General features: G+C 42.2%; 20 protein-coding genes. 4 read left to right on the top strand and 16 right to left on the bottom strand.

Translation table 11 applies throughout. The features are described 5' to 3' along the window. Positions 1-11: 11 nt before the first annotated feature. From QZZ55_RS06435 to topA, 3 genes are read right to left on the bottom strand one after another with little or no spacing between them, the layout of a single operon-like run. On the bottom strand, positions 12-263 hold the full coding sequence (locus QZZ55_RS06435; protein WP_293266514.1) for an ABC transporter ATP-binding protein: 252 nt from the start codon (positions 261-263) through the stop codon (positions 12-14). Further along, entirely contained in the window at positions 263-790 is a 528-nt protein-coding gene (locus tag QZZ55_RS06430) for a DUF6586 family protein (RefSeq protein WP_293266512.1), read from the bottom strand. The genes QZZ55_RS06435 and QZZ55_RS06430 overlap by 1 nt, the downstream gene beginning before the upstream one ends. A 30-nt stretch (positions 791-820) precedes the next feature. Continuing rightward, on the bottom strand, positions 821-3,463 hold the full coding sequence (gene topA, locus QZZ55_RS06425) for a type I DNA topoisomerase (protein WP_293266510.1): 2,643 nt from the start codon (positions 3,461-3,463) through the stop codon (positions 821-823). A gap of 201 nt (positions 3,464-3,664) precedes the next feature. Here topA and QZZ55_RS06420 point away from each other — a divergent pair, with 201 nt between their 5' ends. Continuing rightward, a complete protein-coding gene (locus QZZ55_RS06420) occupies positions 3,665-4,372 on the top strand; it encodes a DNA topoisomerase I (RefSeq protein WP_293266508.1) in 708 nt (235 codons plus the stop codon). A gap of 21 nt (positions 4,373-4,393) precedes the next feature. Here QZZ55_RS06420 and QZZ55_RS06415 read toward each other — a convergent pair whose 3' ends face one another. From QZZ55_RS06415 to QZZ55_RS06380, 8 genes are all read right to left on the bottom strand, one after another. Then, positions 4,394-5,065, bottom strand: coding sequence for a pseudouridine synthase (locus QZZ55_RS06415; protein ID WP_293266506.1), 672 nt, complete (start codon positions 5,063-5,065; stop codon positions 4,394-4,396). Further along, on the bottom strand, positions 5,062-6,993 hold the full coding sequence (locus QZZ55_RS06410; RefSeq protein WP_293266504.1) for a DNA topoisomerase III: 1,932 nt from the start codon (positions 6,991-6,993) through the stop codon (positions 5,062-5,064). Before QZZ55_RS06410 ends, QZZ55_RS06415 begins: the two co-directional genes overlap by 4 nt. An 18-nt stretch (positions 6,994-7,011) precedes the next feature. Further along, complete coding sequence (locus QZZ55_RS06405; RefSeq protein WP_293266502.1) at positions 7,012-8,403, bottom strand: GGDEF domain-containing protein; 1,392 nt, start codon at positions 8,401-8,403, stop codon at positions 7,012-7,014. Positions 8,404-8,572: 169 nt separating this feature from the next. Then, on the bottom strand, positions 8,573-9,445 hold the full coding sequence (locus QZZ55_RS06400) for a cache domain-containing protein (RefSeq protein ID WP_293266500.1): 873 nt from the start codon (positions 9,443-9,445) through the stop codon (positions 8,573-8,575). Positions 9,446-9,836: 391 nt separating this feature from the next. Continuing rightward, positions 9,837-10,709, bottom strand: coding sequence for a cache domain-containing protein (locus tag QZZ55_RS06395; protein WP_293266498.1), 873 nt, complete (start codon positions 10,707-10,709; stop codon positions 9,837-9,839). 112 nt (positions 10,710-10,821) lie between these two features. After that, positions 10,822-11,877 carry a UDP-N-acetylmuramate dehydrogenase gene (gene murB, locus QZZ55_RS06390; RefSeq protein ID WP_293266496.1) on the bottom strand — a complete coding sequence of 352 codons (1,056 nt, stop codon included), beginning with the start codon at positions 11,875-11,877 and terminating at the stop codon, positions 10,822-10,824. Then, positions 11,877-12,362, bottom strand: a complete 486-nt coding sequence (locus QZZ55_RS06385) for a low molecular weight protein-tyrosine-phosphatase (RefSeq protein ID WP_293266494.1) — start codon at positions 12,360-12,362, stop codon at positions 11,877-11,879. Before QZZ55_RS06385 ends, murB begins: the two co-directional genes overlap by 1 nt. Before the next feature lie 87 nt (positions 12,363-12,449). After that, positions 12,450-12,704, bottom strand: coding sequence for a DUF2164 domain-containing protein (locus tag QZZ55_RS06380; RefSeq protein ID WP_293266492.1), 255 nt, complete (start codon positions 12,702-12,704; stop codon positions 12,450-12,452). 249 nt (positions 12,705-12,953) lie between these two features. On the opposite strand from QZZ55_RS06380, the gene QZZ55_RS06375 reads away from it, so the two are divergent. Both QZZ55_RS06375 and QZZ55_RS06370 read left to right on the top strand, forming a co-directional pair. Next, on the top strand, positions 12,954-14,324 hold the full coding sequence (locus tag QZZ55_RS06375) for a YjgN family protein (protein WP_293266490.1): 1,371 nt from the start codon (positions 12,954-12,956) through the stop codon (positions 14,322-14,324). 27 nt (positions 14,325-14,351) lie between these two features. Next, entirely contained in the window at positions 14,352-15,398 is a 1,047-nt protein-coding gene (locus QZZ55_RS06370) for a M48 family metallopeptidase (RefSeq protein ID WP_293266488.1), read from the top strand. On the opposite strand, the gene QZZ55_RS06365 is transcribed toward QZZ55_RS06370, so the two are convergent. Further along, positions 15,391-16,320: a 5'-nucleotidase gene (locus QZZ55_RS06365; RefSeq protein ID WP_293266486.1), complete on the bottom strand. Its 930-nt coding sequence runs from the start codon at positions 16,318-16,320 to the stop codon at positions 15,391-15,393. The two genes, QZZ55_RS06370 and QZZ55_RS06365, sit on opposite strands and share 8 nt — an antisense overlap. Positions 16,321-16,511: 191 nt before the next feature. Then, complete coding sequence (locus QZZ55_RS06360) at positions 16,512-16,787, bottom strand: hypothetical protein (protein WP_028470956.1); 276 nt, start codon at positions 16,785-16,787, stop codon at positions 16,512-16,514. Between the two features lie 246 nt (positions 16,788-17,033). Between QZZ55_RS06360 and QZZ55_RS06355 the strand changes: the two genes are divergently transcribed. After that, positions 17,034-17,417 carry a DUF3461 family protein gene (locus tag QZZ55_RS06355; protein WP_293266483.1) on the top strand — a complete coding sequence of 128 codons (384 nt, stop codon included), beginning with the start codon at positions 17,034-17,036 and terminating at the stop codon, positions 17,415-17,417. A gap of 107 nt (positions 17,418-17,524) precedes the next feature. On the opposite strand, the gene QZZ55_RS06350 is transcribed toward QZZ55_RS06355, so the two are convergent. The 3 genes from QZZ55_RS06350 to QZZ55_RS06340 all read right to left on the bottom strand — a co-directional run bounded on the left by QZZ55_RS06350 (position 17,525) and on the right by QZZ55_RS06340 (position 20,728). Then, on the bottom strand, positions 17,525-18,889 hold the full coding sequence (locus QZZ55_RS06350; RefSeq protein ID WP_293266481.1) for an NAD-dependent succinate-semialdehyde dehydrogenase: 1,365 nt from the start codon (positions 18,887-18,889) through the stop codon (positions 17,525-17,527). Positions 18,890-18,947: 58 nt separating this feature from the next. Continuing rightward, entirely contained in the window at positions 18,948-19,874 is a 927-nt protein-coding gene (locus QZZ55_RS06345; RefSeq protein ID WP_293266479.1) for a DmsC/YnfH family molybdoenzyme membrane anchor subunit, read from the bottom strand. A gap of 164 nt (positions 19,875-20,038) precedes the next feature. Next, the gene (locus QZZ55_RS06340) at positions 20,039-20,728 is read right to left on the bottom strand and encodes a 4Fe-4S dicluster domain-containing protein (RefSeq protein WP_293266477.1); all 690 of its coding nucleotides are present in this window, start codon (positions 20,726-20,728) and stop codon (positions 20,039-20,041) included. Positions 20,729-20,744: the final 16 nt, after the last annotated feature.

Below are 20,744 nucleotides of genomic sequence, written 5' to 3'. Positions count from 1 at the left end.
AAAAGGACTAACTAATGGATTACTGGCTTAGGAGGCTCGGATGCTTCCACTGACTCCAGGGATAGTTCAGACATCATCTTTGCGCCAGCGACTAAAATCATACGTGCCAACTCTTCAGATTGTCCGTTAAGCCCCTCGATAACTTTTTGTGACAAGTTCACGGTTATGAGCGGCTCATCTTCCCCAGCTTTACGCATAGCGTAATCGCCTGATGGAAGTTTAATAATCTCAAGTACTGTTTGTTCCACTGTTTTTTTACTCACTACCACTCTTGCATATCTGAACGCAAACGCTCAACTAACGAACGAAACTCATTTAGCCATTGCTTATACTCAGCTAAAATATCGCTATCTTCTGCGTGATTAGGATTAATCTGCACCACATGTATTTCAGAAATGCTAACAGTATCACTGGCTCTGGCACTGTGATTATCAATGGCTTTCCAGCACGCAGCATAAGCAGCTAGCATTTTATGCAACCAGCTGACCTCACTTTGCTCTAAGCTCCACAACTCATTTCTCTCAGGCGATTCTTGCCCAGATTCTTCAAACATCGCTTCCAAGTCAAACAAAGTACCAACCTTACTTGCATCAAAGCTATATTTTTCAGCAATCTCTCGTAAAAACGAACCGTATGCCGATGCCAAATGAAACAGAATGGACTCATTATAAGATTCAATTTCATTATGCTTACTCCACTTTGTGGAGTTCTGCGCTACCGTCAAAGCATCTAAATGAATACGTGCAAAATTAATTTTCTGATTCGTCCTAACCAGATATACATTACTCATACACTACCTCTATAAAATGACCGTTAAAGGTTATTTCTTTTTCGCTTTAGCCTTCGGTTCTTCTACCACCCAAGCGCTGCCCTGATAGAATGCACGCCATCCCGTTGCTTTGCCATTGACCTCGGTCATCACATACTGCTCCTTTGTCTTGCGACTGTACCGTACAATAGTCTCATTCCCTTCATTATCACGTTTTGGCGCACTAAAAAGGAATGTGTATTTGGGGTCAATTTCTGACTCATGAGGCAGTAACTCGATAATTTTTGGTGCGCGTGTTTCTCGGTTACGAGGAAACTGACTTGCGGCTAAAAACAAACCTGATGCACCGTCGCGCAGAATGTAGGTATCTTCAACTTTTTCGCACACCAACTCAGGCATAGGAACAGGATCCATTTTCGGCGGAGCGGCTTCACCACTTTTAAGCAATTTCCGGGTGTTTTTGCACTCTTCATTGGTACAACCAAAGAATTTACCAAAACGGCCTGTTTTTAATTGCATCTCAGCGCCACATTTGTCGCACTCCAATGAAGGTCCTTCATAACCTTTGATGCGATAGCTACCCTCTTCTACTTCATAGCCAGGGCAATCTGGGTTATTTCCGCAGACATGCAGCTTCCGCTCCTTGTCGACCAAGTAGCTATCCATCGCGTTATCACAAAGATTACAACGATGCTTGTTACGCAATATACGTGACTCTTCCTCTTCATCACCATCAGCACTAACCACTTCGTCGCCTGGTGTCAGGTTGATAGTCGCTTTGCATCGCTCTTTAGGCGGCAAGCTATACCCTGAGCACCCCAAAAAGACGCCCGTGCTTCCCGTACGAATCATCATATGACGATTACAGTCAGGACAAGGAATGTTTGTCTCTGTTGGCGAGTTAGGACGCATACCTGTTTCAGGATCGTGCGCTTCTTCTAGCTTGCGGGTTAACCCACCATAGAAACGGTCTAACAGGACTTTCCACTCAGCTTCACCCTGTGCAATTTCATCCAACGCATCTTCCATACGCGCAGTGAAGCTATAATCCATAAGATCTGTAAAGTTTTCGGTCAGGCGTTCAACAACAATATCGCCCATTTTACAGGCGTAAAAGCGCCTGTTTTGAATTTCAACGTAGCCCCGGTCCTGGATTGTCGAAATAATAGAGGCGTATGTTGACGGCCTACCAATTCCTTGTTTTTCGAGCTCTTTCACTAAGCTAGCTTCTGTAAAACGAGCTGTTGGTTTTGTGAAATGCTGTTTTGGCTCGAGTGCCGTCATTGTAAGCACCTCGCCCTTTTTCACATCGGGCAGAATGAGGTCCTCATCACCTTTGCCTTTCTGCATCACACGTGTGTAACCATCAAAGCGTAAAATACGTCCTTTAGTGGTCAACTCAAAATCACCGGCCTTCACTGTGATGCGAGAACTGGTATAAAGAGCAGGCATCATTTGACATGCCAAGAACTGCCGCCTGATTAGCTCATATAAGCGCTCAGCATCGCGTTCCATTGCTTTTAGTGCAGTTGCCTCAATATTGACATCACTTGGGCGAATAGCTTCATGCGCTTCTTGTGCGCCTTCTTTACTTGAATAGCGAACCGCTTCTTCAGGTAAGTATTTGCTACCAAAATGGTCGCCTATGTATTCACGGCAACTTTCAACGGCTTCAGCACTTAAATTGGTTGAATCCGTACGCATATACGTGATGTAACCCGCTTCATATAAACGCTGAGCCATCATCATTGTTTTCTTCACACCAAAGCCTAAGCGAGTGCTTGCAGCCTGCTGAAGTGTTGATGTTATATAAGGAGCTGACGGTTTACTGCTAGTCGGGCGATCTTCACGATTAAGAACCGTATACTCAGCATCTTTAAGAGCCGCTAAATGTGCATTTGTTTCGGCTTCCGAAGAAGGACGAAATGCACTGCCGCTAACTCGAGCTACTTGTAGCTTTAGCATCTCAGCCGCCGCGGTGTTCGTGTCTGCGTGAATTTCCCAAAACTCTTCAGGGATAAATGCTCTAATCTCTTTTTCTCTATCTACAACTAAGCGCACAGCAACAGATTGAACGCGCCCTGCCGATAACCCACGTGCAACTTTCTCCCACAATAAAGGAGATAACATATAACCCACTACCCGATCTAGAAAGCGACGAGCTTGCTGTGCGTTTACATGGTTCATGTCTAGCTTACCCGGCGCCTCAAAAGCGCTGGATATTGCTTTTTTTGTTATTTCGTTAAAAACAACGCGGCGGTAACGCTCATCATCACCACCAATAGCTTCCCTTAGATGCCACGCAATCGCTTCTCCCTCGCGATCCAAATCGGTTGCGAGATAGATAGTGTCAGCATCTTTAGCTAAGCGTCGCAGCTCTTCAACAACTTTTTCTTTCCCCGGAAGGATTTCATAATGTGCTTCCCAATTTTTTTCAGGATTCACACCCATCCTAGCGACCAACTGATCTTTTGCTTTTTTCGCTTTATAAATAGCTTTTTCTTCAGGCGCCATTTTACGCGTCAAAGCAGCCTGCTTAGCGCGAGCTTTGGGGTCTGACTTTGTAGCACTACCGCTCGTAGGCAGATCACGGATATGACCTACGCTCGATTTAACGACATATTCATTACCAAGATATTTGTTTATCGTCTTGGCTTTAGCGGGTGACTCAACAATAACGAGCGACTTTCCCATAGGGGTAACTATCCTCGGGCAGATACGAGACAATAAAAATAGCGAGCATATATAAGTGCTTATACAACTCGGGTCAAGCAAGTCTCACAAAAAAAAACATAAGTACTATAATCAATAAATAGTAAATAACTTCAATACTCGCTTTAAAAACCACACATCCTAACTATATAATTCAGATACTTAGCGAGGTAGTTTCGTATAATGATGCAAGATAATTTAGTTTACATCGTCATAATAGCTTTAATTGGCGCAATTGCGTTGGGCATCAACTATTTCATTTCTCAAAGAGAACACAATTCATCCGTCAAACACGATCGGCTAGATTGGTTGCGCAAACAAACTTTCCATACTCTAGACGCTATTGCAACACTCAAAGCGGCGGGTTGCAAACCTGAAATTTTAGAAAAGCTTAACAGCCATGCAATGGTTCAAATAGAAGAAATTAGTCTACTAGCCCCCGATTCTGATTTAATGACACAGGTGAACAATCAGAAAGAAACCGCTGATAGAACAGCCGCAGGGCAGGGTGCATTTAATAGCGACAAAGAACTTAAACGTTTTCAAATTTATATCAATTTCACTGAAAAATTACTCAGCCAAATGCTCAAAAAAGGAAAGCTATCCCCTCTTTTGGCTGAAAATTATGGACAAGAGCTATACTGGCTAAATATATCGATAGTTGCAGAAGCTCACATAAATCAAGCGAAGCAGTTTATCGCACAAGATGAAAAACTTACCGCCCTATCACACCTTAAACATGCCAAAGCCGTTATTGTTCGAGCAATGGTTCCGCAGAATAAAAAACAACCTAAGCTGGATATAATACAGCCACAAATAGATGCCATACAGCCGCGAAAATCAAATCACGGCGGAGCACTAGAAGATTCTATTGATAACTTTTTGAAGTAGATCGACGTTAACCTACGTGAGCTAAAAAGGACACTCACACCGCCCTAATATTCGATCACCTGTTATAGGGTGATCGAAGTCCAATGTTAAGGCATGCAGAAGCAGCCTTTTCGCCATAGCGTGTGTTTTCTCAGTACCATAGAGATCGCAACCGAGAATAGGAAACCCCATTTCTCGACTATGAATCCGTAACTGGTGTGTCCGCCCCGTTTCCGGGGTAAACAAAACGCGGCTCGTTTTAGGGTTACTAGATAAGGAAATTAATTCAAAGTGAGTTAATGCTTTCTTGCCTTTCTCATAACAAATTTTTTGATAAGGAAAGTTGGGCGGATCTTTTGCAATAGGGGCGTCTATACTCCCGCTGTTACAAGCCAAATGGCCATTCAAAACACTTATATACGTTTTCTGTACTGTTCTATTTTGAAACTGTTTTGTAAGGGTCGCGTTTACCGCCTTATTAAGTGCTAAGACCATAATTCCCGATGTTCCAAAATCCAAACGATGTACCATCGTAATGCCCGGAAAAATTTGAACTAATCGAAAATGTACTGAATCCTTATTCAAAGGGTTTTTACCTGACAAGCTTAACAAACCACTTGGCTTATTAATTAATAGAATATCTTCATCCCGAAAAAGTATCTCTATCTGTTCTTCGCAAAAAGGTGCAATAAAATCATCCACAGGAGCACTCATGACACTTTTTTTCTCCTACGTTTTTTGATGGGTGCTTTTCCCTGCCCTTTAAGCCCTTGAAATTGAACGTGGCTAACGTCCTCAATTAACCGGTGCAAACTCTCCGTCATCGGTGCCATAAAATTTTCGTATTTCATTTCACGCTGACTAATTGCCTCCAGCTGGGATTCCCAATGAGCAGTCATATCGGGATGAGCCATGTTCTCAGGTAAGTTAGTGATCAGTTGAATCCCCACTTCCGTTGCGCGAATATCTTTCCCTATGCGTGTTAAAAAATGCCGTGTAAATAATAATTCAATAATCCCTGCCCGGGTTGCTTCCGTCCCTAAACCATCCGTTTCTCTTAACACTTTTTTAATTGCAGAATCTTGTACATAGCGCGCTATTCCTGTCATCGCAGATAATAAAGTCGCATCTGTAAAGTACTTAGGAGGACTGGTTTGCTTTTCAGCAAAACATGCCTCAAAGCACAAAACTACATCCCCTTGGTGTACGTTGGGAAGATTGACACTTGAAAAGCCATCCCCTAATTTAGTTTCAGCAGCCAACGTATTCGCTTGCTTCGCGTTAGAAAATAGTAATTTCCAGCCTTGTACCAATACATCTTTTTGCTTCGCAATAAACATTCCTCCCGCCACTTCGGTATCAATCTGCTTGTCTAAATACTCAAAAGGTGGATAAAACTGAATTAAGTATTGCCTAGCAATCAACTGATAAACATTAGCCTCTCCAGAGGTTAACCGATTCGCTTCCATGCCTTTTCCCGTTGGAATAATTGCATGATGGGCGCTAATTTTGGCGTCATTCCACGCTTTACTTTTTAACTTCAGATCAGCGCTAGTCACTGCTTTTTCTAAGCTTGGACATGTTTCTGCTATAGCACTAGTAACATATCCAGAATCAGTAAAATGCTCTAAAGGTAGGTAACGACAATCAGATCTAGGATAAGTGATCAGTTTATGTTTTTCATACAGCTGCTGACATATATCGAGTACTTGCTTAGCACTCAACCCATATCGTTTGGCCGCATCAATTTGCAAAGAGGATAAATTATATGGCAGTGGCGCAGCCTGTTTTTTTTTGTTCTGCTGTACTTTTATAACAACACCACTGTTGCCAGATACTCGAGTAACGACGTTTTCTGCTAATTTTCTAGAGAGTACGCGGCCCTCCTCATCCATATAGGGTTCACACGCTTCACTAGGTTTCCATTTAGCTTTATAAAATTCATCTTTAGTCGTTTTTAAAGTAACGAACACTTCATAGAATGGTTTAGATACAAAATCCTTAACCTCCAAGTCTCTGTGTACAACCAACCCAAGCAAGGGGGTTTGTACACGCCCTATAGACAGCACACCGTTAAAACCGGATTTCTGGCCTCGCAGAGTACATAAGCGTGTCATATTGATGCCATAAAGCCAGTCAGCACGCGCTCTTGCTAATGCAGACGTGGCCAAAGGAACAAACTCAGCGTTACTTCGCAAATTATTTAGCGATTTTTTAACCGAATTTATATTTAAATCACTGATAAGGCAGCGCTTCACTGAATCTCGTTTTATTTTAGAAACACCGCTAAAACTAATGACTTCATCAACTAAAATCTGCCCTTCACGATCAGGGTCTCCTGCATTAACAAGCAGGTCAGCCTGCTTGATAAGCTTTTTTAGTATCGAAAATTGCTTGCGTGTTTTCGATTTAACTTCTAATTTCCATTCACTGGGCACAATTGGAAGATGCTCCACTGCCCATTTTTTATATATTGGGTCATAAGCTTCTGGCTGAGCTTGTTCTAATAAATGGCCAATACACCAGCTCACCACATCGCCATTGCCAACATAGATACAACCATCAGCTTTCTTATGTGGCTTTGGCAACGCATCAGCAATAGCACGCCCAAGACTAGGCTTTTCAGCTATGTATAAAATCATGGAAGGGCTTACTCTAGGTTATTTAACCTGCTTGGTAGGAATAATATTAGCCGCTGCAGACGGCTTAGTAGCCGACACTTTAGAGCTAGCAACTTTATACGCCATAACGCAGTTTCGGCCACGCTTTTTAGCCGCATATAATGCCAAATCTGCAGACTTGATCAAAGCTTCTTCACTTGATTTATCCTGAGGACACGTTGCTATCCCCGCAGACAAGGTAATTGCACGCTTACAATCAGGGCTGAGCTCTGAGTCATTAGCCACTGTTGCAATCAACATCTTAAGCTTTTTATAAGCGATTATTTTACTCGTGTTTGGCAGCACCAAAATGAATTCTTCGCCACCATACCTGGCAACAACATCTCGGGCTCTCATGTTTTTAGCAAGCGTTTCTGCTACAAACTTCAGTGCTTTATCGCCTTCTTGATGCCCAAATGAGTCATTATAATTTTTAAAATGATCAATATCGATCATAGCCACAGTCACTTCATAGCCCTGCTGCTCGGAAGTTGTAATTTCTCGCTTCAAAGTATTACCTAAACCTCTTCGGTTGAGCAAACCCGTTAGCTCATCACGATTCGAGGCCATACTTAATTCTGTCCGCAACTGTAGGTTATTAAAATGCAAACCAATCGTGTTGCAAACCGCGATTATTCTCTGCTCGTCTTCTTTAGACAACAATGAGCCAGTCAATCTTTCTGATCGTATATGTACTACACCAAAGTATTGCGCTTGGCATGCAATGGGATAGCAAGCCACACTTTTTATCGTTGTTAAATTAGCATTACCACATAGCATCTGCTGCGTGTTTGACGAGTCAATATAAGCCTTACCTTGCTGTAATACTTGGCACTGCTCTAACGTAACATTAGGGTATACTTTATCTTTATGTTCACCCCATGCACCCGCTAACGCCCAGTTTTCAAAAGTTTTATTGGCAAACAGCACGGCAACAGTATGATCAGGCATTAAGTTTTTTAAGTATTTAACAGAGATGGCCTGCAGATCATCTAGTGACGTAGCAGCCGCGAGTGCATCACTCATTAAACGAACGTGTTGTAATTTTTTACTCCGAAGATACTCGTACTCCAACATTTCATGTTTTGTATCGGAAAGTATTTGAGCCTGCTCAACCGCAAGCTTTCTTTCTTCTGCTTCTAGCCTTAGTTGCTCAACCGTCTCAGAAAGCTGCTGGTGACTGGCGTTAGCATCTCTCAATCGTCTCCATGCGTACCAAGCGAGAGCCAAACAAAGGATCGCTAAAGCGACAGGTAGCTCATCTAAACCGATTGACGAATAAGTTGAAGCCCATGAAACCCAATGCTCATTTAATCCTGACAAAGCAGCAAAAAAATAGAAGACAATAAAGACAATAAAGACAATAAGGGAATCAGAAACACTTCTTTTCATGTATTTATCCAAAAGAGCCGAGCAATCGTATCAATAACAAACAGAAAGCCAAAACAATGACTTCAGCATAGATCATAACTGATACATTTCATGAATTTTCAGATATTTTACATGCAAAAAAGGCAGGTGACCCTGCCTTTTTTATTGAACAAACAACTTCTTTGAATTTTTAATTACGAGGGGCTTGCTTGAGTTTCTTGAAGATAACTTTCAAGCTTTTCTGCATACGACCAATCGCGTCAGCAAGCTCTCCTATTTCATCCTTAGAATTAACGGTGATATCCATATCCAGCTTACCTAAGCTCATCTGACGAGCGTTCTCTGATAGTTCTCTGATAGGCTGCACTAAAGCACGATTTGAAAACCATAAGTTAATAATGATCACAAGCACTAAGAGAACAACACCCACTGATAACGACAGAACCATTGTTGTTTGAATTTTCTCATCGACTTCTTTCTGCTTAAGGGCGATCGCATCGTCAATATCATCGATATAAAAACCCGTACCCAACATCCAATTGAATTCTTTGAGATCAACGGCATAGCTAAGCTTAGGAACTTCACGGCCTTTTGATGGCTTATCCCACAAATAGCTAACATAACCGCCACCGTTTCTCGCCGCCTTGATCAAGTCTTCAATGATTCGAATACCATTTACGTCCACTAAGTTAATGAGGTTTTTACCCTCTAACTCAGGCTTTGCTGAATGCACTTGAGTCAACCCATCGTAATCAAAAGCAAAAACATAACCATCTGCATCACCGTACGAGATAGAACGCAGCGCCGTTTTTACTCTTTCAGTGGCTTGATAAGCATCAGTTTCCGTTTCTAGAATAGGCCGAATAGCAGAGGCTGTGATTTCCATATAATTACGCAATGACTCTTGCTTAGAAGCCATCATAGTATTACGAATTTGTTCAATTTCCTGGGTGCCGAGCGCACGCATTTGATAAGTAGAAACCGCCATAATAGCGACAACCGTCAAAATTAACGGTATTGCCGTCAACATCAGTATCTTTTGTTTTATTTTCAGGTTTTTCACTTAGCTACTCCATGGCCGGCGGCTGCACACACACCACACTTTTATTATTTTAGGCATTACGGCTTTCAGATAACAGCTTCGGAACTATAGTAGACAACTTGCTGAATTAAAAGGTTAAGCTCAGCTCTCATCTTTAAAGCCTTTAAAAATAAAATTAATAAAAAAACCTAGAATCCGACTCTATTTTCTTACTTACTAGCCGTTCAATAACTACCAGACACCCCTTGTCTAGTAGCTATTGTTTAACGTAAGCCAAAAATATCAGTAGGAAGTTCATTGTTAATGATCTAACTGGTTACCGCAAAATCATGGTTTTAAATGAACCCCACATTAACCAAAAGTAGAATATTCAGACTAACTTTTCAGTACTAATTAACCAGTCAAAGAAACACTAATCACGAGGCGTGTTTTTCAGCTTTTTGAAAATAACTTTCAAACTTTTTTGCATCCGCCCAATAGCATCAGCAAGCTCCCCTATCTCATCTTTAGAATTAACAGTAATAACGGTATCCATCTTACCCAAGCTCATTTGACGCGCACTCTCGGCCAGCTCTCTAATAGGTTTAACTAAAGCTCGATTTGAAAACCATATGTTAATAATAATCACGAGTACTAATAAAACAGCACCCACTGAAAGGGAAAGAACCATGGTAGCTCGTATTTTTTCATCAACTTCTTGTTGTTTCTTAAGAATTACGTCATCTATATCATCAATATAAAAACCGGTCCCTATCATCCAACCAAACTCTTTAAGATCAATAGCATAGCTCAACTTAGGTACTTCTCGCCTTTTTGAAGGTTTATCCCATAAATAACTGACATAACCACCGCCATTTCTTGCTGCAGTAATCAAATCTTCAATTAAACGAACACCATTGATATCAGCTAAATTAATAAGATTTTTCCCCTCCAGCTCAGGCTTGGGAGGAAGTACAATATTCACACCGCTGTAATCGTAAGCAAAAATATAACCATCACCGCGGCCATAAGATATCGCACGCAAAACTCTTTTCACCTTCTCCTTAGCTACATCAATATTTTTTTCTACTTTAAGGATGGGATTAATAACCGTCTGAGTCACTTCCATATAATTCTTAAGCGATTCTTGCTTAGAAGCCACCATCGTATTACGAATTTGCTCAACTTCTTGCATAGCCAATGTACGCATTTGAAATGTTGATACCATCATAAGAGCGACAACAGTCAGGATTAACGGTATAGATGTTAATAATAACGTTTTATGTTTAATTTTAAGATTTTTCACTTATAACTCCAGAATATGTGGTTACACATAACCACATTCGTCATGCTTTTCATCAATACTGTTTTCTGATAAAGCAGCAAAACTATAGTAGATAACTCATTGAATTGACAAGCTAAGCGGTAGGAAAAAGTTGTGGCTCCATTTCTAACTGCACTCTAAAAGTGGTAAATATGGAGTCTTGGATATCTTTAGCGAGTTGTAATAAATCTTCTCGCTGCCCTCCACCAAAATGAACCAATACAAGCGCTTGCTTTTCATATACGCCAACGCACCCAGCACGCTTTCCTTTCCAGTCACATTGATCAATCAACCAACCTGCTGCCAACTTCATATAGCCTTCGCTTTCAGAATAAGCAATAAGATCAGGCCATTGTTGTTTCAGTTTTTGGAATTGTGCCAGTGTTACTACAGGGTTCTTAAAAAAGCTGCCTGCATTACCCAGAACTTCTGGATCAGGTAACTTACTACGGCGTACAGCACAAACCGCATCAAAAACTTGCTTAATATTTGGTTGATTAATGCCCTTATGTGCAAAGTAGCTTTGTAGCGCTGCATATCGAACATTGTCATCTTGATGGCGAGAAAGCCTTAGCTCAACTTCAGTAATAATGTACTGCCCTGGAGCTTGCTTAAAAGTACTGTCACGATAAGCAAAACGACATTCACCCTTAGATAGTACGACAAAGGCACACGTCTCTAAATGATATGCACGCACCTTTACAACAATATCTTTCATCTCCTGCCCGTAGGCTCCGATATTCTGAACAGGTGCCGCACCCATCCGGCCAGGAATAAGAGCCATCGACTCCATTCCTGACAAACCCTGAGCGACACACCACTCAACTGTTGCATGCCAGTTTTCACCGCCACCCACAACAATGCTTACGGCCTCCTTTGATAGAATATCGGCCTCAGCATTTGTTTGGATAATCCGCTTACCCATAATATCAATACGAATGACAAGCCCATCAACCTGTGGAGCCATTAATACATTACTTCCACCGCCAAGAACTCTAACCGACAACTTATTTTGTTTAGCGAAATCGACGGCAGCTTCTAGCTCACTTTCACTCTTCACTGCTAAGAAGTATTCTGCACTGGCAGGAAAGCCCAACGTATTGCTCGTTTTCAGCGAGTGATTTTTTAGTATTTTTTTCTCAATATTCATCAAGGCGTTACTAGCTGCAGCTTTAACAACAACCCCATCGAGGCATTCTCAACAAGATCCAACACATGATCGAAGCCTGTTTCTCCACCATAATAAGGGTCAGGCACTTCATGCTCAACGCACTGTGCAAAATCTAGAAACAAACCCAAATGCCCGGTGTAATCCGCAGGCGCTATATCTTTAAGGTTACTCAGGTTATCTTCATCCATAGCAAGGATATGCGTAAACTCGTTAAAATCTTGGGCTATAGCCTGACGAGCTCGAAGATGGTCTAGCTGATAACCTCGCTCAGCTGCCGCAATGATAGATCTTGAATCAGGCGGGTTACCTACGTGATAAGCTGCCGTTCCCGCAGAATCCACATCGATCAAACCAACCAAGCCGTGCTGAGCAACTAATGTTTCGAATACACCGTGGGCTGTTGGAGAACGACAAATATTGCCTAGACAAACAAAAAGAACTCGTGATTTACTGTTGTTTTTCAAATATTTGCACCTGAAACATCATGTTAGTACTTGGGTTTGAAACAATATGCTTTCAGCATTATCTCAGAAAACCTTTAACGAATCCCGTTAGCGAGTATGAGCAACAGGTTTTTCAATCTCATAGATAGCATCTGTTATGCTCTCTAGCTGTTTTTCAATCATTGCTTGTGCATCGTGTAAGCCCTGATTGTAATAATACGCACCCACCTCTTTAGAAAAAAAATCCAATAAAAACTCGGCATCAAATTGACCCATTTCCTGATCCAACTCATCATGAAAATAATGCTGTATCTTTTGAACAATTACATTTTTTTGTTCACTTGAGAACTTAATTTTAGACATGAATGACGGCTTCCTAATGTATTACTTTGCTCTATATAAAAGGGAATATTAACCTGTAACTCACATAGGTTTCCATTCACAATCCTTAACCTCTGACATGTCTTAATTTATTCTTTCAAACACATCAGCAAGTAACGGTGTAGACCTTGATTCTCATTAAACCTAAAGGGTTGCTTTTACAGGTTTTTATACTAATCTCATTTGAAATAATTACTGTGTTAGAAAAACCAAATTCAGGGAAGATTTCGTATGTCGGAAAGTCGTTATAACATTGTTATCAGTGGAGCAGCACTAGAAGGTTTTGAACCTAGCCAAGTAAAAGAAGAATTTGCTAAATTATTTTCTCTATCAGAAGTCAAAACACAGAAAATGTTTAACAAAGGCAATGTTGTGATTAAAAAAAATATTGCCCAAGCTTCTGCCCACAAGTTTAAGACTGCTCTTGAGCGTATAGGTGTGGCCACACAATTGATTCCTATAAATAATGAATCAGAAGTGACTACGCTCAAACTAGAACCAACTTCGCCAGATGCAACCGACACAGCTGCGCCGACGCCTATTAATCTAAGAAAAGAGACCTCCAAAGAGTCAAGTGGTCTTAAAGCAACAAATAACACTCAACCCAGAAGGTTATCATTACCTTCCACCGAGCAGTTTTTTTTCCACGGTGATGGCTCAGAATACTTTCGTATTTGGATAGTAAATATACTGCTGACTATTTTGACGCTGGGTATTTACAGTGCTTGGGCAAAAGTACGTAACACTCAATACTTTTATGGCAACACAGAGATCGGCGACAGTCGCTTCGCTTATCTTGCTAAACCGATGACTATCTTAAAAGGGCGGCTCATCGCAGTAGCAGTCTTTGTACTCTATTCTCTTGTAACAAATCTATATCCTGCTGCAGGGCTAGCAATGTCATTACTGCTATTAATCTGTCTTCCATGGATTGCTATCCGATCGTTACGATTTAGTAGACGAATGACAGCATGGCGTAATATCCGCTTTGATTTCGACGGTAAAGCGTGGCCCGCAGTACAAGTCTTTATTCTATGGCCAATCGCTGGCATCTTAACTGTTGGCTTATTGATGCCTCTGGCTATCTATAAGCAAAGCGAATATATCATTAATAATAGTTGCTATGGTACTGCACGGTTCAAGCTAAACCCCTGTACAAAAGAGTTCTATATGATCTTTGTTCGCGCAGCTGGCATGATAATACTTGCAGGTGTCATCGGCTGGCTACTTAGCCTAAGAATGCCCGCTGTTGCTGGGGTAATCTGGCTTGTTTCCTACCTATACTTATTTGTATTTATCTCTGTACGTTCTACTAACCTAATTTTTGATAACGGAACTCTGCGCAATGGTGATTTCTACTTTAGCAGCTCCTGGACAGATGGTTCCTATTTTAAACTGATATGTATTAACAGCCTACTCACCATGTTAACACTGGGTTTTTACCACCCTTGGGCGATGGTCCGCACTGCGGATTACAATGCGGAGCACTTAGAGCTAATAGCACAAACAGATCTAGATAACTTTGTTGCTGGGGAGGCCAGAAATGTATCTGCACTCGGTGAAGAGATGGGTGATGTATTTGATATGGAGTTTGGTATTTAACCAATGACAGCAAGGAGTACAACACCAATGCTGCAGTTTGCCGGCCAATGGTACGATGGCGCTGGCTCTAATAAGACAGAAGTCCGTTTGGAGCTTTCCCAAGATGGCCGGTTAAGCATTTTTAACCAGCAAAACGGCGCTTTAATTCACTGCAGTGACCAGCAACTCATTAGTATTTCGTCACGTCTAGCCAATAGTCCTCGTTACCTTAACTTTCCTGATGGGCAATCAGTAGAAACCTTAAATAACGATTGTATAGATCAGTGGATCAAACAGTGCCGGCCAAGCTTTTTTGTTAGCCTAGTGTACCGGCTAGAATCGAATTTTAAATTTGTCGCTCTAACATTACTACTAGTTCTCACCGTAGTATGGGGTACTGCTCAATACGGAATACCTGCTGCATCTCAGGCAATTACGAAAGCATTACCTGCAGAGCTATTGGATCGCGCCTCGGATGATACCTTAGTTTTTTTAGAGCAATACTGGCTAAAGCCGAGTCAGCTCAGTGCTGAACGACAACAGCAATTACGTAAGCACTTTTCCGAAGCCATTACGAGCCATGAGGATTTACGCATTCAGGTAGATTTTCGAAGTAGTGAAGAAATAGGTGCCAACGCTTTCGCCTTACCTAATGGGCGCATTATTTTTACTGACAGTATCGTGGCCTTGGCAGTCCATGATGATGAACTGCTGGCCATTTTGGGGCACGAAATAGCCCATGTTAAATATCGCCATAGTATGCGTCGACTAGTACAAAACTCGCTATTTATTTTCCTGCTAGCGATGATTACTGGAGACGTATCAGGTACTTCTGAAGTGGTATTAGGTCTACCGGTGCTATTTGCCGAACTTGCCTATTCACGAAGTTATGAAGCCGAGGCAGATAACTATGCACTGGGGTTCCTACGCACTCGTAATATTCCCACTCACCGCTTTGCAGATTTAATGATCCGACTGGAAGGTAGTCATTATAAAAGCGCTAAAACCGAAGCCCGAACGGATGATGCTTCACATTGGCGCCAATACCTATCGACTCACCCCATGACAGCAGATCGAATCAAAGCCTTCAAATGACAGTGTTTGCTACCCCAAACGGAATATGTACCATAGGGATATCTCCCGCGCCTGATTCAAGATGGGTACGTTGATCATCAAAAAACATGTGCGGTTTAAAGCGCGACAATATTCTATCTTTCGACATACCACCTAGAAAAAACGTCTCATTAGCACTCACACCCCAAGACTCAAGCGTTGTAATAACACGTTCATGTGATGGCGCATTACGTGCTGTAACAATAGCCGTTCTTATCAAGCGTTTGTAATGACGATTTTTCTCTATCTCTTCATCTTCTAAATGCTGTAAAAAAGAGAGCTTTTTAAATAAATCTGCCAATAAACCCGGCTTATGCGGGATATGAGAGTTAACAACTTCATAAGCTTGAAAGACCGAAAGCCCGCCTTCTTTAAAAACCACTTCAGCTTCATCATCGGCGATGACACCATCAAAGTCGAATGCGATTCTTAGCTCCTCACCACCGTCATCATTGACAGACCTTCCCGGCAAAACAACTCCTGCTGGAAAACCCGCACTGATGGCATTGTGTACATCTTTTTCATTAGCAGAAAGAAACAGCGATGCATTAAAGGCCGGTACATATTCGAAAGGAGACTTCCCTTCAACAAATGCGGCTCGCGTAATATCTAGCCCATGGGCCTGGATCGAGCGAAAAACACGTTTACCTGTTGCTGCTGAGTTACGTGAAAGTAATACAACCTCAACGGGCTCTTGTTCGGGAAAGTGGCTATTGATGTTTAGGAAGCGTTTGATAAAAGGAAAGACGACTCCCTTACCTAAGGGCTGATCAAGATTATCTTCCTGAAACTGCTTATAAGCCTTAGGACCATGCTCTTCAAAAACAGAATTAGATTCACAAAGATCAAATAATGCACTGGATGATACGGCGATTACTAATTTTTTATCAATGGGGTAAGACATGAAATCCCTTTAACTACTCAACGAGAGTTCATAGTAATAGCAAAGGTGTGGAAGATAAAATACTTAAAGAAAGAAAACAGCGCGGTTGATACGGTTATGAAAACTCCAGTATAAATAGAATATGTAGCGCGCCTACTTTAAAAAGCTGACGCGCTTTGTATGTATTCATACTTAAGCCCAAAGATCATACTCTAAACAGTAAGAGGTGCTTCTTTAGCTGCATTTTTCTGCTCTAGAGCAGCAGATGCCATGTTACGCGCAAACAGCTCCATTACATCTATGCCTGCATCTGGGTTTTCGCTGGCTTCATCCATTGCATCAACCATAGCCTTTACAGTAGGCAAGGTTTTCTCAACGAGCTCAGTAATATAAAACTCAGGCGATGTGCCAGTGTACTTGTGATAACGATCAAACAGATCAAGTGTTTCTGGTTGTAGTTCAATCTGGACCTGGGTTTTAGTCGCCATTCTCTATCTCCTGCTCGATTTTTATCATTATGCTTTAACTATAGGTGCCTGTAACGCGCTTAATTAGTGCCAGAATTTTTTGTTTTTTAGGACCAGACTATTTTAAAGCACTTAAATAGCTATATCTGGACATATCAGACCTCTTAAATTGGCCCTACTGCTTCACTTCATGATCTTTATGCTTGAAGATAGCCTACAGGCGCTTACGAACGACAAGAACTTATATAAGAATAAACAGGTAAAGCTATGTCTGAATACAGCACGCTTAAAACAATGGGACTCAATGATCCCCACGCTATCAGCCACTACAAACTCAGCCAAAAAAATGATCAGGAAGTTCTGAAAATCTACTTTAAGAACTCTGAAACTTCAGCTCTGCCTGAAAGCAGCTCATTCTACTTTGAGTGCAATAAAGTTATTGCCGCCGACGCTCAAGCAAAAGAAAAAAGCAAACATAATGGAGGAAGCGATCCTGTTTTGATGGCAGCTATTGCAGAGCTAAATACATTATCAAAAAAGCAAAGTAACAGCGATCGCCGTACCGTTTTGATGGAAGAGCTGGATAAAATGGAACAAGTAATGGCCGCTAAAATCCAAGAGCTACGCAACGACCTAAGCAGAATGGCGTAAACATTTTCCTGTTTAGTGACAAAAAGTTAGCTGCTTTACCCGCATAAAAAAACGGATGAATAAATCATCCGTTTTTTATATCTACTCAACCAAATCAAACTTACAGCTTAAGCAACCCACAAAGACTTAGCGTTGCAAAACTCTCGAATACCGCTAATTCCTAGTTCACGGCCAATGCCTGAAGCTTTTACGCCTCCAAATGGCATACGCACATCACTGGCTACCTGAGCATTAACAAAACCACAACCCACATCTATCTGGCGCAGAATTGCTTCGCCCTTTTCTAGATCTTGAGTCCAAACACTTGCACCCAAACCAAAACGAGTAGCATTGGCCTGCGCAATCGCATCTGCTTCATCACGAACGGCAACAATGGCAGCCACAGGCCCAAAAATCTCTTCATTGAAAGCAGTCATACCCAACTTTACATTCTCCAGTACAGACGGCTCATAAAAGTAGCCTGCGCCTTCAACCGGTTTACAACCTACCAATGCTCTCGCACCTTCAGAAATAGATGCCACCACCTGCTGATGCACCTTATCCCGAATATCCAAGCGAGACATTGGAGCCAGTGTCGTATCTGGATTGAGCGGGTCACCGTGCTTCAACTCATTAACCCGCGATACCATAATCTCGGTAAACTCTTGTATCCTGCTAGGCACAACAAGAAAGCGCTTAGAAGCGATGCAAATCTGCCCTGCATTACCGAACCTAGCACGCATTGCCACATCCATTGCTTTGTTAAGGTCGGCATCATCCAGTACGATTAACGAATCTGAACCGCCTAATTCTAGAACAACTTTCTTAAGGTTTTGACCCGCTAATGCTGCAATTTTTCGCCCTGCCATCTCGCTACCTGTAAAGGCCACACCATGCACCCGATGATCAGCGATGACCAGACCAGCCTGTTCGACTGAGATAGTCAGATCAGTGACCAAACCTTCAGGCGCACCAGCATCACGTATCAATTTCTCAATTGCTTTTGCGCAACGCGGCACATTAGGTGCGTGCTTGAGCAACAATCCATTACCTGCCATTAATGCAGGTACAAGACAACGAAAGACCTGCCATAAAGGAAAGTTCCACGGCATGATTGCAAAGATAATGCCCAGCGGCTGATAAGTCACTAGACTTCTACGCGCGGGGGTTTCAATCAGATCATCTTGTAACATCTGCTCTGCATTATCCGCGTAAAAGCTGCATGCTCCTGCACACTTGTCCACTTCCCCTAACGCTTCCGACAACAGCTTACCCATCTCAAGAGAAATGGTTTCAGCTAACATCTGGCGATTATCAGTTAGCTGCTGAGCAATAGCATGCAACAATGCTGAACGCTCAGTATAAACAGAACAGCTCCAAGCATCGGCTGCTTGCTCTGCAACGCTAAGCTTTTGCTCCAATTGCTCATTGGTCAGCATATCAAATGCTTCTAACAATTCACCACTTGCCGGATTACGTGTTTCAAAATTCATGACAGTTCTCTCAACTTCGTTGTCTCTTTACGCGTTTATTTAGCGAAATCATTGCAGCTTAGGTACGCTGGTCACCATGAAAAAGACGCACAACATGACGCGCTTCAGCGAAAAACAACCAACGCTCAACTAACAACCCTGCGATGACTAACAAAGCAGCAATCACTGTTAGCGCACTGCTGGCAGCTAACAACAACAGAAATGGTACAACGAAAGCAAGCGCTAACATCAACAGACGTAAGCGCACTAATTTATTAGCCTCAACGGTATAACCAAACTCATTATTCAAAAAACCGTTTGAGGTATGGCCCTGATCCAGCAAACGGACACTTGCTTGTGTAAAGCCAGTTGCCGTATTAATCGTGCTACCAGCAGGTTTGCCAATCCAAAATAGATAAACCACTTTTACTACAGCACCCAATACCAACAAGCCCATTGCCATTTGCAATTGAACACCCGCTAGCTCACCCGCGACTATCGCTTGTACTGCGGCTAGTAATAACGACCCTGACATCAAACCCAACGCAATATAGTTAACGGGAGTAAGCGATGAGTTCCATTGGCGTATCGTTTTCAAGCTAGCGTAGATCATGCTCGTACAAAACAATGTAACCATTGCCAAGACTGAAGACACAACACCACACAATGCTACAAACGTACCCACATCGGCACCTTGAAGCCAAACACCCAGCAAGTAAATCAACGTAAATGGGTAAAACAGTACAGCAAACACGGCTTCGCGTGACAACCACGATGTTTTAAAACGACTGAACGAGCGCCATGCGTTTTTTGGGTTTGCCAAATGCAATGTTGACGAAAGAAGACCCACAGTAATCATCACTAGCGCTAATACACCGCCACCGATAAGTACGCCACTCTCTTGAGGCGCAAAACCACTCATGTGGCCCAACACCATTAATGTTATCAGGCCGTAACCAGCACCTGACATCACGGTAAATACTAGAACTGAAAAAGCCGGATGCATATTACAATCTCCGTTTTTCTCGACCAAAATACTGGCCGTTTTATTATTATTCGCCTGCCCCTAACCAAGGAGCAGACTCTACCTATCTCACTACACAAGCATTACGACTACAAAAAATTCGCCGCTAACGAATGCTGCATTTTTCAATGTAACCGCTTGAAAACTTAGCGCGAGATAACCTTATTAACCCAACCTTTAACCGTATCTTTCAACGATACCGGCTGATACTGCTCAACAACCGGCTTATTTCGCGGCGGTAAATAAGTATTTACAGGGTTATAACCTAATTCAGGTAATAGCTGCTTACCGGCACGCTCACGCACCAACTTGCTTACTTCTGAATTAGGGTCATCAAAGTCACCAAACACACGCGACTTCGTCGGACAGGTCATTACGCACGCAGGCTTACGCTCGTCTTCCGGCAATTTTTCATCGTAAATACGATCCACACACAAGGTACATTTTTTCATTGTTCCTTCTTGTGGGTCCAGTTCACGTGCACCATACGGGCATGCCCATGAGCATAAGTTACAACCCATGCACTTATCTTGATCAACCAGAACAATGCCATCTTCAGAGCGCTTATAAGAAGCTCCCGTTGGACACACCGTTACACAAGCTGCATCGTCACAATGCATACATGACATCGGCATATGCACGGTTTTACTGTTCGGCGAATCATCCACCTCATAAGTACGGATACGATTTAACCAAGCACCATTAGGATTGCGACCGTAAGGGTCTTTATCCGACAAGGGGCCAATGGTGCCCGACGTATTCCATTGCTTACAGGCTGTTGCACAGCCATGACAACCAACACAGGTATCCAGATCAACTACCAGACCTAATCTCATCTTATTATTCTCCGTC

This window comes from Neptunomonas sp. (assembly GCF_016744175.1).
Classification (GTDB): domain Bacteria; phylum Pseudomonadota; class Gammaproteobacteria; order Pseudomonadales; family Balneatricaceae; genus Neptunomonas.
Note: the sequence above shows the minus strand (reverse complement) of the source record. Positions and strands in the feature narration are given on the sequence as shown.

What these genes read in the sequence shown, in the direction of transcription:
- QZZ55_RS06430 (WP_293266512.1), bottom strand. Translation starts at nt 790, where the DNA reads ATGAGTAATGTATATCTGGTTAGGACGAATCAGAAAATTAATTTTGCA.
- topA (WP_293266510.1), bottom strand. Translation starts at nt 3,463, where the DNA reads ATGGGAAAGTCGCTCGTTATTGTTGAGTCACCCGCTAAAGCCAAGACG.
- QZZ55_RS06420 (WP_293266508.1), top strand. Translation starts at nt 3,665, where the DNA reads ATGATGCAAGATAATTTAGTTTACATCGTCATAATAGCTTTAATTGGC.
- QZZ55_RS06415 (WP_293266506.1), bottom strand. Translation starts at nt 5,065, where the DNA reads ATGAGTGCTCCTGTGGATGATTTTATTGCACCTTTTTGCGAAGAACAG.
- QZZ55_RS06410 (WP_293266504.1), bottom strand. Translation starts at nt 6,993, where the DNA reads ATGATTTTATACATAGCTGAAAAGCCTAGTCTTGGGCGTGCTATTGCT.
- QZZ55_RS06405 (WP_293266502.1), bottom strand. Translation starts at nt 8,403, where the DNA reads ATGAAAAGAAGTGTTTCTGATTCCCTTATTGTCTTTATTGTCTTTATT.
- murB (WP_293266496.1), bottom strand. Translation starts at nt 11,877, where the DNA reads ATGAATATTGAGAAAAAAATACTAAAAAATCACTCGCTGAAAACGAGC.
- QZZ55_RS06380 (WP_293266492.1), bottom strand. Translation starts at nt 12,704, where the DNA reads ATGTCTAAAATTAAGTTCTCAAGTGAACAAAAAAATGTAATTGTTCAA.
- QZZ55_RS06375 (WP_293266490.1), top strand. Translation starts at nt 12,954, where the DNA reads ATGTCGGAAAGTCGTTATAACATTGTTATCAGTGGAGCAGCACTAGAA.
- QZZ55_RS06370 (WP_293266488.1), top strand. Translation starts at nt 14,352, where the DNA reads ATGCTGCAGTTTGCCGGCCAATGGTACGATGGCGCTGGCTCTAATAAG.
- QZZ55_RS06365 (WP_293266486.1), bottom strand. Translation starts at nt 16,320, where the DNA reads ATGTCTTACCCCATTGATAAAAAATTAGTAATCGCCGTATCATCCAGT.
- QZZ55_RS06360 (WP_028470956.1), bottom strand. Translation starts at nt 16,787, where the DNA reads ATGGCGACTAAAACCCAGGTCCAGATTGAACTACAACCAGAAACACTT.
- QZZ55_RS06355 (WP_293266483.1), top strand. Translation starts at nt 17,034, where the DNA reads ATGTCTGAATACAGCACGCTTAAAACAATGGGACTCAATGATCCCCAC.
- QZZ55_RS06350 (WP_293266481.1), bottom strand. Translation starts at nt 18,889, where the DNA reads ATGAATTTTGAAACACGTAATCCGGCAAGTGGTGAATTGTTAGAAGCA.
- QZZ55_RS06345 (WP_293266479.1), bottom strand. Translation starts at nt 19,874, where the DNA reads ATGCATCCGGCTTTTTCAGTTCTAGTATTTACCGTGATGTCAGGTGCT.
- QZZ55_RS06340 (WP_293266477.1), bottom strand. Translation starts at nt 20,728, where the DNA reads ATGAGATTAGGTCTGGTAGTTGATCTGGATACCTGTGTTGGTTGTCAT.